The sequence below is a fragment of the Streptomyces sp. NPDC016459 genome (assembly GCF_040632845.1).
Lineage (GTDB): Bacteria > Actinomycetota > Actinomycetes > Streptomycetales > Streptomycetaceae > Streptomyces.
This window is the reverse complement of the sequence record NZ_JBEYCR010000002.1, coordinates 425,463-438,213: the sequence shown is the minus strand read 5'-3', so window position 1 is coordinate 438,213 and position 12,751 is coordinate 425,463. Positions and strand designations below refer to the sequence as shown.

The window sequence follows — 12,751 nt, the reverse complement described above, 5'->3', positions numbered from 1 at the left end:
CTCCCATGACTGCAGCGACGCCGGACGTGCCCCCGATCGAGCTCCCCGCGCTCCCGACGAAGCCCCGGCTCAGAGGCTGGCTGCACGCGGGCATGTTCCCCGCCGTGATCGTCGCCGGCGCCGTCCTGGTCGCCGTCGCCGGCTCGCCCCGCGCCCGCGTCGCCTGCGGGATCTACGTCCTCACCGCCTGCCTGCTCTTCGGCACCAGCGGGCTCTACCACCGGGGCACCTGGGGCCCGCGCGGCGAGGCCGTGCTCCGACGCCTCGACCACGCCAACATCTTCCTGATCATCGCGGGCACCTACACCCCGCTCACCCTGCTCCTGCTCCCCGACTCCACGGCGACGCCGCTCATGTGGGCGATCTGGGCGGCGGCCCTCGCGGGCATCGCCTTCCGGGTCTTCTGGGTCGGCGCCCCCCGCTGGCTGTACACGCCCTGCTACATCGCGATGGGCTGGGCCGCCGTCTTCTTCCTGCCCGACTTCCTGCGCACGGGCGGCGTCGCCGTCCTCGTCCTGGTGATCGTCGGCGGACTGCTCTACAGCGCGGGCGGGGTCATCTACGGCCTCAAGCGCCCCAACCCGTCACCGCGCTACTTCGGCTTCCACGAGGTCTTCCACTCGCTGACCCTGGCCGCCTTCATCGCCCACTACGTCGCCATCTCCCTGGTGGTGCACCAGCAGGGCTGACCGAGCCCGGCCCCGCCCCTCACGGGCGGGCCGGCGCCCCCAGCGCGTCCTTGACCACCCGCGCCGACTCGGGATTGTCGGCACACCCCCAGACGCCGTGCGGGCAGTAGTCGGTGACCGTCTGGTACACGGGCCGGTGCCGCGCGAACCAGTCGAGCATCCCCCGCACGTACGCCGGGTTGTCCCCGTTCCTGAAGAGCCCCCACTCCGGGTACGACACCGGCTTGCCGTGCGCCGCCGCGAAGCGGACATGGTGCGCGAGCCCGTACTCCTCGGAGACCTGGTCCTCGAAGGAGAGCCCCTCGGGCTGGTCGTACGCGTCAAGACCGATGATGTCGACGACGTCGTCCCCGGGGTAGCAGCGCGGCCACTCCACGGCGTCCCGCCCCCGGCTCGGGGTGAAGTCGAAGCGGAACCGCTCCCCCGCCACCCCCCGCAGCACCCCGACGACCCTGCGCCAGTACGCCTTCCAGGAAGCCGGATCCGGGCCGCAGCGGTGGCTGTACGTGGTGCCGTTCATCTCCCAGCCGAGGACCAGGACCGCGTCCCCGAGACCGTGCTCCACGAGCCGCTCCCCGAGCACCCGGAAGTGCCGGTCGTACGCGCCGGTGGCACCGCTCCGCAGCCCCGCCCGTACCTCGGCGTCCGGCAGCCCCTCCTCGCTGCGGTCCAGCAGCGGCACGTTGAGGACGAAGAGACGCCCGGGCCGTGCCTTCTTCCAGCGCGCCCAGGGCTCGAACAGCGCGGGGTGACCCTCGATGTTGGACCACCGGTCGCCCGGCAGATACGTGTGACCGACGGTCAGCGCCCCGCCGCCGAGCCAGGCCTGCGCCTGGGCGATCCTGCCGATCCCCGCCTCGTCGGAGCCGGTGTAGAACCCCGAGGGCACCCCGGGCAGGGGCGCCGCCTCCGGCGCGGCCGGGGTCCCGGTGTGCCGCCCGCCGGGTGCGATCCGGTCGGGCACGAGCAGCAGCACGAGAACGGCCGCGAGCAGCACGGTCAGTGCGGCCCGCGGCCGGGGGAGGAGACAGCTCACGTCAGCTCGTCCAGAATTCCCACCACCGGGTCAGGATCAGCATCCCGATGATCCCGATGTGCAGGAGGGGCAGGGCGAAGGTGAACTCGCCGAAGAAGGTCCGCAGCCCCGCCGGCGCGGGGATCACCCCGTGGCGGACGTTGTGCGCGGTGACGTACCAGAACATGACGATGGTGGCGACCCACGCCAGGCAGCACCACAGGCAGAGCGAGTTGATCTCGTACAGCGACTGGTACATCAGCCAGGTGCAGAAGCCGACGCCGAAGAGCATGCCGGCGTTGAGGCCGAGCCAGAGCCAGCCCCGGTAGCGGGCCCCGGCGAGCAGCCCCGCCCCGAGGGCGACGACGACGGCGTACGTGACGAGCCCGAGCATCGGGTTGGGGAAGCCGAAGACCCCCGCCTGCTCGCTCTTCATGATGTTGCCGCAGGAGACGACCGGGTTCAGGCTGCACCCGGGCTGGAAGCCGGGGTCCTCCAGGAGCTTGAACTTGTCGATCGTGATCACCCAGCCGGACAGCACACCCGCCGCCCCGGTGATCATCAGCAGCCAGGCGAGGGCCCGGCCCGCGCCGATCGTCCCGTCCGTCCCGTCGTCCCGCGCGAGCCGCCGCTGCCCCGGCACGCCCCGGACATCCACCGTCGCCATGTCGCCGCCGCCCGCCGTCATCTCAGCCCTGCAGTCGGCGGACCGGCAGCACCACGTGCGCCCCGTCCGCCAGGGGGTCCTGACCGGCGAAGAAGGAACGCAGCTGCTCCTCCGAGACCGGCTCACCGGGCGCGACCTCGGGCCAGGGGCGGACGGAGCAGACCAGGTAGGCGTGGCCGAGCTGGGTGGCAGCGGCCTCCCACTCCGCCGGCACCGAGCACTGCACCTTGAGGAACGGCAGGGTGAGGACCGCCCGCTGGGCCTCGACGAGGAGGTGGGCGTCGACACCGGACTCCTGGGACGCGTCGACCACCGGCCCGCCGACGGTCAGGCCCATGCCCTCGATGGCGGCCCGCATCGCTGCCGCACCGGCCTCGCGGCCATCCCTGCCGTTGCCGAGCGAATACACCATCAGATACGGAGCGGCGGGCTTCTCCTCGGTGGGGCCCGTGGTCCAGAAGACGGTCGAGAGGGTGCCCAGCGGGGAGACGCTGCGCAACTCGGAAACGGAATTGGAGGTAGTCATGGGTCCGGATGCTAATGGCCGCACCTCCCCAACTCCGCACCCCATTCACCCGATCGGCCGACATTCACCCAACTGAAATTCTCACCACAACGAAACGGCGTTTTCCTCGTTGTTCCCTCAGGGCATTTCCCTCCGCCTGTGGCGGGTCCTCCGGACCACCAGGAGATCACTCATGACCGTCCCGCGCCGCCTCGCACTGCGGTCCCTCTTCACCCTGACCGTCGCCGCCCTCACCGGTGGCGCGCTCGCCCGTATCGCCATGACGCCCCGGAGCGGAGCGGCGGGCGGAGCCCCCGCCGCCGACGCGCTGCCCGGCGGGACGTTCGACGAGATGTACCGGGGCCGCCGCATCCAGGGCCGGCCGGCGCCCGCCGACGGGATCGAGGTCCTCGTCGACGACCGGCCGCTGCATCTGATGCGCTGCGCGGACGGCGGCTATCTCACCCCCATCGACCACTACCAGACCTATCCGACGCCGCTGGCGGCCACGCGCGCGGCCGTGGACGAGCTCGGGTCCGCGCCGCTGACCCGCTTCGCCGCCGCCCATGGTGTCCCGGGAGGGAGTCCGCGTGGCCTACACACGTAAGAACCAGCGCGATCTGACCAGCGCCGAGCGGAAGAAGTTCGTCGCCGCGGTCCTGGAGCTGAAGCGCAGCGGGAAGTACGACGACTTCGTCCGCACCCACATCGACTACTACACCTCCGACGGCGACGGCCGCCTGCGCGTGGCCCACATGACGCCCAGCTTCCTTCCCTGGCACCGGAAGTTCCTCCTGGAGTTCGAGCGGGCACTGCGCCGGATCGACCCGACGGTCACCGTGCCGTACTGGGACTGGACCCGCGACAACACCCCGGCCGCCTCCCTCTGGAACGACGACTTCCTGGGCGGCAACGGCCGGCGCGGCGACCTCCAGGTGATGACCGGGCCCTTCGCCCACGCGGGCGGGCGCTGGACCATCACCCACGGGATGACCGAAGGCGCCTTCCTCACCAGGGACTTCGGCCGCCCCCGCGACCCGATCACCCTCCCCACCGCGGCGGAGCTCGACGAGGTGATGCGCGAGACGGTGTACGACGTGGCGCCCTGGAACTCCACGAGCGCCTCCGGCTTCCGCAACCGCCTGGAGGGCTGGGCCCCGGGCCGGGGCAACGAGCGCTTCCGGATCCACAACCGGGTGCACCGCTGGATCGGCGGCCTGATGCTGGGCGGCGCCTCGGTCAACGACCCGGTCTTCTGGCTCCACCACTCCTTCGTCGACCTGCTCTGGTCACGCTGGCAGCAGCGCAACCCGCGCGCCGGCTACCAGCCGGCGCAGCCCCCTCCCCTGGGCGACCCGCAGCACGGCCGGATCGCGGCCCGCGACGAGCGGATGGGCCCGTGGGGCGTCACCCCGGCGCAGATGCTCGACCACAGCGCGATCTACCGGTACGCCTGAGCCGCGGGCGGCCGCGCCGCACACGCGGAAGCGGCCCCCCGGCGGGTGTGCCGGGGGGCCGCTCCGTGGGAAAGGGGATCAGCCGCCGTAGCCGCCGTCGCGGTGACCGTGGCCTCCGTCGACGTTCGCGCAGGAGTTGCCGAACGCCGGGTTGATCAGACCGATGACGGTGACGGTGTTGCCGCACAGGTTGATCGGCACGTGGACCGGGACCTGCACGACGTTGCCGGAGAGGACACCGGGGGACGCGGCGGCGACGGCCTCGGCGCCCGAGTCGGCGACGGCCATGCCGGCTCCGCTGAGGGCAACGGCACCCGTGCCGGCGAGGACGGCGGCAGCCTTCGCGATGCGAGACATCAAGAACTCCTTGGACGTGGAAAGTCGACCGCGAGAATCACGGCCGCACACTCCCGTTCAACGCCGAAAAGGCACACGGGTAACGGCCTTTGGGCCGGACGGGACGGAAGGAAGAAAGGAAGGCCCGCGGACCAGTGATCCGCCCCGCCGCCGGATACGACGGGGCGAACCTCCGGACCCGCGGGCCACGGCCATGCGACAAGCCTGATGTTGTAACGAGCAACGACCCCTCCGGTAGCGGGGAAGAATCGTGCCTTCACCCGCCGGGCCATTGGTCATTCGAAGAGACTCCGGTCAGTCCGTCGGCTGCGCCATGCCCAGCTGGGGGTCCAGCGCCCCCTGCACCGCGGGGGTGACGATGCCGGCTTCCGGCGTCGTGAGGTCCGGGAGCCCGGACCTGTCGCCGCGCGGCAGGCCGACCGTGTTGCCGACCCGGGCCGCCGGAGTGGCAGCCCTCAGGGGCGAGCCCGCGTGGGTGAACAGAGCGGTGCCGGGGTGGCTTCCCTCGACGACCTCGGGGAGCGGGGCGGCGAGGACCGTACTCGGGAGCGTGCTGGAGAGCGGGACCCGCGGCAAACCGATGTCCGGCACTGCCTGGGAGCGCCCCTCGTGGAAGACGGTGGGGGCGCCCGGCACGGGCAGCGGAACACCGGCGGCCACGGTGGGCGCGTCCATCGGGATCGCCGGCTCGAGGCCCTGGAGCGGCACGACCACCGGTGCCTCGGCGGCGGAAGCAGGGGCGGCCATGGCCGCTGAGGCGAGAGCGGTCATGAGGATTCCCATGCCGGCTTGTGATCGCAGGTTCATGACTGCGTGTGCCCTTCGGAGGGTGACGACGGTGCGGTGGAGCTGTCCCGTGTTGAACGATCCCTCCGGGAAGAACGTCGCGAAATTCGCCTGTGTGCAGCAACGCAGAGGGTCCTCACCGGTGACAGTGAGGACCCTTGTTGACGGGTGGTCAACCCAAGTGTCAGTGACGGCGTTCGGAGCGCCCGGCCCGGACCGCGCGTCCGGCGCGGAGACGGACGGCCGTTCCCCCGAGGATCAGGGCGGCGCTGACGGCCGCGGCACCCGCCAGTGCGGCGGTGTCGCTTCCGGTGTCGGGGAGCTGGGGCCTACCCGGCCCGGTCGGGCCCGGGTGGGTCGGAGTGGCCGGCTCACCGGGGTGGTTCGGCGGGGTGGTGGGGGGCTTCGTCGACTCACCGGGCGGCGCCGTGGGCGGCTTCGTCGGCTCACCGGGAGAGGTGGGCGGCGCCGTGGGCGGCTTCGTCGACTCGCCCGGCTCACCCGGCTCACCGGGCTGCCCCGGAGTGGTGGGCGGAGTGGTCGGCGGCTTGGTCGGCTCACCGGGGTGCGTGGGATGGCCCGGCTTGGTCGGCTCACCCGGATTCGTGGGGCGCCCCGGCTTGGTCGGCTCACCCGGATTCGTCGGGTGGCCCGGCTTGGTCGGCTCACCGGGGTGCGTGGGGTGCCCCGGATTCGTCGGGTGCCCCGGCTTCGTCGGCTCGCCCGGCTTCGTCGGCTCACCAGGCTTGGTCGGCTCGCCCGGATTCGTCGGGTGGCCGGGAGGCGCCGGGTTCTCGCCCGGATTCGTCGGGTGGCCGGGAGGCGCCGGGTTCTCGCCCGGATTCGTCGGGTGGCCGGGGGGCGCCGGGTTCTCGCCCGGGTGGCCGGGGGTTTCGGTGTCCGGGCCGTCCTCGTCCCCGTAGCCGCCGGGGTCGTCGACGGCCTGGGCGCAGAGGTCACGGTCCGCCTTGTCGGCGGAGTCGCCGAGGTGCACGGAGTCCTCGCACGGGCTCACCGACAGGGGGGCTTGACGGTGGTGGCCCGCGTTGGACCCCGGCGCATCGCCCGCGGAGTTCGCCGCTACGGCGAAGCCTCCGGTCAGCGACAGAATGCCCGTCACGGCCGCGGCAGTGAGCAGTTTCCTGGTGATGGTGGATCGCATACCGCTCTTCCTCTGGAGAAAGGGAGCGACCGACGGGGATTCCCCTCGGTCCGCCGGTCTTTCCGCGCGCCCTGTGCGTCAGTCACTGACGATCTGGTTACGGAACGCGGGACTGTGGGACACCGGACGGATACGCCGCGGCGACTGCGGCGCGAGATCCCATGCTGCCGTCCTCGGTCTCTCCGTGACCCGACCTTCCGTGGATGATGGGCGAGAGCGTAAGGAGCGGCACACGACGAAGAACCGGTCCCACACTGCGTCAGGTCGGAAAATCATTCGATCAGCCGATCGCAGTGGGCGGCAGGGAAGTGCCGAAGGGAGCGGCCGCCGGAACCGGGCGGAGCGAGGGTCCATTCCAGAGGGGTCGGGACCGCGCGACGCGGTCGTCCGCGCGGGAAAGGGGCGCGGGGGGCGTCGTTACCGGCGGACGGTCAGCCGCCCAGCGGGACGCCGCCGAGCAGCGGCGCCTTCTTGCCGGCCTCGTTCAGCTGTCCGGCCACATCGCCCACGGCCTTGACCGGGGAACCGTTCGTGGTGCTGCTCAGCGCGTCCGTCTCCAGGCCATCGCTGGAGAGCGCGCCGAGACCCCCGTCGAGGCTGGTGGGAAGCTCCGCCGCCCCCATGGCCATGGCGGGCGCGGCGGCGCCCAGGGCCATGACGGAACCGGCGATGATCGCGGCGACCTTGATGGGCTTCATGGAGTGAGCCTTCCTCTAAGCGTCAATGCGTCCTCTTCGCAAGCAAGTCGCTTGCGTCGCGGTGGAGTTGAGCGGTTCCCGCGCATCGTTCTGCTTCTGTAACGAGAGGTGCGCTCCCCGGAAACTCCGGGAGGAGGGATTTCTCGACACTGCACCCGAATGAAGGGCCCGGTCCTATTTCCCGATCGGACACACGAACGCCGTACGGACCCAGGGGTGCCGGGCCGGTACGGCGTGGTCCGCGCCGCCGCCCGAGAACGGGCGGCGGCGGGGGTCGCGCAGGCCGCTGGCGCACGTCGGCGACGGCGGGTCCCGCCGGGTCGAGGGTGAGGAACTCCTGCCCCACCGTGCCTGCGCTTATAGCTCTCCGCGACAGGAGAACTACCGAGCGCCACGCATTCGTTCGAGTGAATCCACCCCTGCGACCTGCTACTCCGGGGGGCGTACGCCGTTGCACCGGGCGGCGCACACGGGTGCGTCCGAGCAAGCGGAAGGCCGGCGCGCGCACCCCGGAGGGGCGGCGCACCGGCCTCGGGAGGACCGCGATCGGTGTGCGGGATCAGGCGTTGACGCAGGTGTTGCCGAAGGCGGGGTTGAGGAGGCCGACGACGTTGACGGTGTTGCCGCAGAGGTTGATCGGCACGTGGACCGGGACCTGCACGACGTTGCCGGACAGGACGCCCGGGGACCCCACGGCCGCGCCCTTGGCGCCGGCGTCGGCGACGGCGACACCGGTGGCACCCGCGACGGACGCGGCGACACCCACGGACAGGACGACAGCCTTTGCGATACGGGACATGGGAAGCGCTCCTCGATCGTTGCGAACCACTCGGACCGGAAGGTCGGTGGAGTGACCGGATCTGCCCGGCTCCATCAACAACGCGGTTCCCTTTCTTCGGTTGCGCTCCCGAATGGGTGACGTTCACCCTATCTTTGGGCCATCAGAGGGGTATTCGAGCGAATGAGCCAGGAACGGCGCAACACGCCCAACGAAGAACCGGCTGCCCGGATACGGAAGTTAGTCTTTGTGAGCATCTAATGCTTACTATCGCCCGGAATCAGCGTTATAACGTTTTCCAGCGTCGCTCACGGCCCAGCCGCGCGGACACTTTTTTTCGCACGGTCGGCTGCTTCCTCTTCCCCGATCTTCACGGGTGTTTCCTTGTTTCTCTCATCAAAGCGGAGAACCTGTATGTGGAATTCGACGGTTCTTGCTGTGCGCCGCGGCGTGCCGCGCGCCCGGTCCGGCGCCACTCGGCGGGCGGCGCTTTCCCTCCGAGCGGACGTCGGACGCTGACATGCTGCCTCCACCAGAACCGGACTCCTCCCCCCTCTCCGTCCTGCACGCGGTCCAGCCCGGCGACGGTGGCGTCGCCCGTGTCGTCGCGGACCTGGTCCGCGACCAGCTCCGCGCCGGGATGCGGGTGACCGTCGCCTGTCCGCCCGGCACGCCGCTCGCCGCAGCCGTCCGCGCCGCGGGTGCCGACGTGCACGCGTGGCGGGCCGGACGCGACCCCGGCCCCCGGCTGGTCCGCGAGACGTTCGACCTCGCCCGGCTGATCCGTACCGCCCGCCCCGACCTGGTCCACGCCCACAGCGCCAAGGCGGGACTGTGCGCCCGGCTCGCGCTGCGCGGCGCCCTGCCGACGGTGTACCAGCCGCACGCCTGGTCCTTCGAAGCGGTCGAAGGCACGGTCGCCGCGCTGGCCAGGCGCTGGGAACGCCGAGCGGCACGCTGGACCCACCGCATCGTCTGCGTCAGCGAGGCCGAGCGCCGCACCGGCGAGGAGGCCGGCGTACGCGCCTCCTGGTCCGTCATCCACAACGGTGTGGACGTCTCCAGGTTCGCGGACACCTCCACCGACGCCCGCGCCGCCGCGTCGGACCGGTCCGGTGACGGACCCGTCGTGGTCTGCGTGGGCCGGCTGTGCCGCCAGAAGGGCCAGGACACCCTGCTCGCCGCCTGGCCCACCGTCCTCGCCCAGGCCCCCACGGCCCGCCTCGTCCTGGTCGGTGACGGCCCGGACGGCGAGCGGCTGCGGACCGCGGCTCCCCCTTCTGTGCGCTTCACCGGCGCCGTCGACGACACCACCCCGTGGTACCGGGCGGCCGACCTCGTCGTCCTGCCCTCCCGGTGGGAGGGCATGGCGCTCGCCCCCCTGGAGGCGATGGCGAGCGGCCGTCCGGTGGTGGTCAGCGACGTGGACGGCGCGCGGGAGAGCCTGCCGCCGGGACATGAACCCCTGTGCCTGGTCCCACCCGGGGACCCGGCCGCCCTGGCCGCCGCCGTCGGCCGCCTTCTCGGCCGGCCGGAGCTGCGGCGGTCACTGGGCCGTCAGGCCCACGAACACGTACTCAGCAGATTCGATGTGCGGCGCACCGCCGCTGCCGTCGCGGACATGTACCGCGAGCTGGCCGGAGTGCGGTGCACCGAGCGCAGGGAGCCGATTTCGCCGTGACCACGGAAAGCACCAGCGTCCCTTCCGCACCGGGCGCCTGGCCCCCGGCGAGCCGGGGCCACGCTCCCGGACTCGCCTCCCTCGCACCGCGGCGCGGCGCGGCCGACCGGCTCGCGTTGCCGCCGCGCAGGTCCGCGACGCGGACGCGGTCCGCCGCCGTCCCGTTGCTGGCTGCCGACGCCCTGGCGGTGCTGCTCGCGGCCGGACCGCTCGCGGAGGCGCACCGCGAGATCCGGCCGCTCCTCCTGATCGTCGCGGTCGTCCTCGTACTCAACGGCCGTGCCGGACTGTACCGGCCCGGGCCCCTCACCTCCGTCCTGGACGAGCTGCCCGCGCTGGCCGCCCGAATCGGCGTCGCGTGGTGTGCGGCGGCCGCCGCCGTCGCCGCGTACACCCCGGCCCTCGCGATCGGTCCGGCCGCGCTCTGCTCCGCGTACGCCACGCAGCTCGTCGCCGTGTGCCTGCTCCGCGGCGCGGTGCACGCCCGCAGGCGGCGGACGGCGCGGGCAAATCCGCGGTCCGCGCTGGTCGTGGGCGGGACGGCCGCCGCTCGGCAGTTCGCGACCGCGCTCGGGCAGCACCCGGAGTACGGGATCCGGCCGGTCGGAATCGTCGGCGACCGGCAGAACGGCGAATCGCCGCAACCGGCCGGGGAGACGGGGCTGCCGGTCCTGAGCACCACGGAGGAGATCCACCGCGCCGTCATCCAGAACACCGTCCTCGACGCCGTGTTCCTGATCGACGACCCGGCTCTGGTGATGCTCTTCCAGCACTACGGGTGCACCACCTGGCGGGTGGGCGAGCAGCGCCACGGCGGGCCGATGGGTGAGCACCTGTGGGGGCACGGCTGCCGCCGGCTGGTGCCGCCGGCCGAGCGGCGCGGTGTCACCGCGAAGCGCGTCCTCGACGTGACCCTGGCCGGTCCGGCCCTGGTGTTCGCGCTGCCCGTGCTGCTGCTGTGCGCGGTGGCGGTACGGCTCGCGGACGGGCCCGGTGTGCTGTTCCACCAGGAACGGGTGGGGCAGAACGGGCGGCTGTTCACGCTGCTGAAGTTCCGTACGCTGCGCCCGGCCGACGAGACCGAGTCGGCGACGCGGTGGAACGTCGCCAACGACCGGCGGATGAGCGCGGTCGGCAGCTTCCTGCGGCGGACGTCGCTGGACGAGCTGCCGCAGCTGTGGAACGTACTGCGCGGGGACATGAGCCTGGTCGGCCCGAGGCCCGAACGTCCGTACTTCGTCTCCCAGTTCAGCAAGATCCACGCCGGGTACGCCGATCGCCACCGGATGCCGGTGGGGCTGACCGGTCTGGCGCAGGTGCACGGACTGCGCGGTGACACCTCGATCGAGGACCGCTGCCGGTTCGACAACCACTACATCGACCACTGGTCGTTCTGGCAGGACATCCGCATTCTGCTGCGGACCGCGGCCGGGCTCGTCCGGCCCGCGGGGAGCTGATGATGGCGACAGCCGTACCGGTACGCGTGCCGGTACCCGTTCCCGGGCCGGTCGCGACGCGCCGACAGGTGCGGGACGGGCTCCGCCGGGCGGGTGCGCTGTCCCCGGTCCTCGCGGTGATCGCCCTGCTGCTCGTCCCGTCCGCCGGTGGTGCGGAGGGTGGCACGGGCGGTTCGGGCACGCTCGCCGACGCGGCCTCGGGGCTGCTCGTGCTCGTCTGCCTGGTACGGGTCGTACGGGGCGGGGCGCGGCCGCTGACCCGGGGCGCGGCCGTCGTGCTCGGGCTGCCGGTCCTCGGGATCTGTCTGTCGGCGATCACGTCGAACGACCCGGCGGCGAGTCTGCCGGGCGTCGCCCGTTACGTACAGGTCTTCGTGCTCGTCCCGGCGGCCGTGCTGCTGATGATCCGTGACCGGCGGGACTTCGCGTTCGTGGCGTGGGCGCTGGTCGCCCTGGCCCTGGTCCAGGGCGGGGTCGGCGTGGTGCAGTACCTGACCGGCACGGGCGCCTCGTACATGGGGGAGGACATCCGGGCGGTCGGGACGTTCGGGCCGACCGACGTGATGGGCATGGCGACGACCGTGTCGTACGGACTCGTCGTCGTCACCGGGATCGCGCTGGGCGGCGGCGGCCGGACGCGGACGGCGGCGGTCGTCTGCGCGGGACTGCTGTGCGTGCCGCTGGTGGTGTCGTTCAGCCGGGGCGCGTGGATCGCGACGGTGCTGGCGTGTGCGCTCCAGCTGGTGCTGTCGGGGCTCCGGCGGGCCGGCCGGGTGGCGCTGGTGGTGGGCGCGCTGGCCGTGGTCCTCGTCGGCGGTCTCGGCGTCGGCTCGTCGATGGTGAAGGAGCGGGTCGCCAGCATCACGCAGGTGACGGCCGCGCCGGACCAGTCGGTGACGGACCGTTACACCATGTGGGCGGCGGCGGGGCGGATGTGGCGTGCGGAGCCGGTGACGGGGGTCGGGCTGAAGGGCTTCCCGCAGTACCGCGACTCCCATGCCTCGGTGGCGCTGTCCTCGGGCAGCGACACGGCGGGCGCGGGCGCCGACTTCCGGCGTCAGCCGCTGCTCTCCCCGCACAACATGTACCTGCTGGTGCTGAGCGAGCAGGGCCTGGTGGGGCTGCTCGCCCTGGCGGGCAGCTGGGTGGCGCTGCTGGCGGGGGCGCTGTGGCGGCGCGGTCGGGGCGCGGACTGCGCGCTTGTGGCGGTCGGCCTGTTGTCCTGGCAGCTCATCGACTTCTTCTACGCGGACATCGGCGGCCCTTCCACGGTCCTGATGTCGGTGGTCCTCGGTCTGGCGGCCTGGTGGTCCCTGGCGGAGGTGAAGCGTGCGTGACCCCTGGGGCGGGGAGCCGGAGGCGACGGACGCGGTGAGGGTCCCGGCTCCGGGGTCGTCTCCGGTGCCGGCGCCTTCTCCGGCTCCGGGACAGCCCGAGTCCCGGACGGCGGGGACCGGCGGGGCCGGGACCGGCGCGGCCGGCGGGCGCGGCGACACGGC

At 72.5% G+C, this 12,751-nt stretch carries 14 protein-coding genes; 6 read left to right on the top strand and 8 right to left on the bottom strand.

Annotation, left to right across the window (positions count from 1 at the left end; genetic code table 11):
- The first annotated feature begins 5 nt into the window (after positions 1–5).
- Positions 6–689 carry a hemolysin III family protein gene (locus ABZ567_RS07695; RefSeq protein WP_360785711.1) on the top strand — a complete coding sequence of 228 codons (684 nt, stop codon included), beginning with the start codon at positions 6–8 and terminating at the stop codon, positions 687–689.
- A gap of 19 nt (positions 690–708) precedes the next feature.
- On the opposite strand, the gene ABZ567_RS07690 is transcribed toward ABZ567_RS07695, so the two are convergent.
- The 3 genes from ABZ567_RS07690 to ABZ567_RS07680 are packed head-to-tail and all read right to left on the bottom strand — an operon-like array spanning position 709 to position 2,897.
- Positions 709–1,725, bottom strand: coding sequence for a glycosyl hydrolase (locus ABZ567_RS07690; RefSeq protein WP_360785709.1), 1,017 nt, complete (start codon positions 1,723–1,725; stop codon positions 709–711).
- A gap of 1 nt (position 1,726) precedes the next feature.
- Positions 1,727–2,371 carry a vitamin K epoxide reductase family protein gene (locus ABZ567_RS07685; protein WP_360785708.1) on the bottom strand — a complete coding sequence of 215 codons (645 nt, stop codon included), beginning with the start codon at positions 2,369–2,371 and terminating at the stop codon, positions 1,727–1,729.
- A gap of 22 nt (positions 2,372–2,393) precedes the next feature.
- On the bottom strand, positions 2,394–2,897 hold the full coding sequence (locus tag ABZ567_RS07680; protein WP_360785706.1) for a DUF5949 family protein: 504 nt from the start codon (positions 2,895–2,897) through the stop codon (positions 2,394–2,396).
- 172 nt (positions 2,898–3,069) lie between these two features.
- On the opposite strand from ABZ567_RS07680, the gene ABZ567_RS07675 reads away from it, so the two are divergent.
- Positions 3,070–3,483: a tyrosinase family oxidase copper chaperone gene (locus ABZ567_RS07675; RefSeq protein ID WP_360785705.1), complete on the top strand. Its 414-nt coding sequence runs from the start codon at positions 3,070–3,072 to the stop codon at positions 3,481–3,483.
- Entirely contained in the window at positions 3,467–4,333 is an 867-nt protein-coding gene (locus ABZ567_RS07670) for a tyrosinase family protein (protein WP_360785703.1), read from the top strand. Before ABZ567_RS07675 ends, ABZ567_RS07670 begins: the two co-directional genes overlap by 17 nt.
- Positions 4,334–4,411: 78 nt before the next feature.
- Here the strand turns inward: ABZ567_RS07670 and ABZ567_RS07665 are convergent, their stop codons facing one another.
- The 5 genes from ABZ567_RS07665 to ABZ567_RS07645 all read right to left on the bottom strand — a co-directional run bounded on the left by ABZ567_RS07665 (position 4,412) and on the right by ABZ567_RS07645 (position 8,135).
- Positions 4,412–4,690 (bottom strand): chaplin, encoded by a 279-nt coding sequence (locus ABZ567_RS07665; protein ID WP_360785702.1) that lies wholly within the window; start codon positions 4,688–4,690, stop codon positions 4,412–4,414.
- A 294-nt stretch (positions 4,691–4,984) separates the two neighbouring features.
- A complete protein-coding gene (locus ABZ567_RS07660) occupies positions 4,985–5,461 on the bottom strand; it encodes a hypothetical protein (protein ID WP_360785700.1) in 477 nt (158 codons plus the stop codon).
- 199 nt (positions 5,462–5,660) lie between these two features.
- Positions 5,661–6,638, bottom strand: coding sequence for a hypothetical protein (locus ABZ567_RS07655; RefSeq protein ID WP_360785698.1), 978 nt, complete (start codon positions 6,636–6,638; stop codon positions 5,661–5,663).
- A 431-nt stretch (positions 6,639–7,069) separates the two neighbouring features.
- Positions 7,070–7,336 carry a hypothetical protein gene (locus tag ABZ567_RS07650; RefSeq protein WP_360785697.1) on the bottom strand — a complete coding sequence of 89 codons (267 nt, stop codon included), beginning with the start codon at positions 7,334–7,336 and terminating at the stop codon, positions 7,070–7,072.
- 559 nt (positions 7,337–7,895) lie between these two features.
- Entirely contained in the window at positions 7,896–8,135 is a 240-nt protein-coding gene (locus ABZ567_RS07645) for a chaplin (protein ID WP_360785695.1), read from the bottom strand.
- 499 nt (positions 8,136–8,634) lie between these two features.
- Between ABZ567_RS07645 and ABZ567_RS07640 the strand changes: the two genes are divergently transcribed.
- Genes ABZ567_RS07640 through ABZ567_RS07630 form a run of 3 tightly spaced genes read left to right on the top strand, consistent with a single transcriptional unit; the run spans position 8,635 to position 12,589 of the window.
- Complete coding sequence (locus ABZ567_RS07640) at positions 8,635–9,795, top strand: glycosyltransferase family 4 protein (protein WP_360785694.1); 1,161 nt, start codon at positions 8,635–8,637, stop codon at positions 9,793–9,795.
- Entirely contained in the window at positions 9,792–11,252 is a 1,461-nt protein-coding gene (locus ABZ567_RS07635; RefSeq protein ID WP_360785692.1) for a sugar transferase, read from the top strand. The genes ABZ567_RS07640 and ABZ567_RS07635 overlap by 4 nt, the downstream gene beginning before the upstream one ends.
- A 2-nt stretch (positions 11,253–11,254) precedes the next feature.
- Positions 11,255–12,589, top strand: a complete 1,335-nt coding sequence (locus ABZ567_RS07630; protein ID WP_360785690.1) for an O-antigen ligase family protein — start codon at positions 11,255–11,257, stop codon at positions 12,587–12,589.
- The last annotated feature ends 162 nt before the right edge of the window (positions 12,590–12,751 follow it).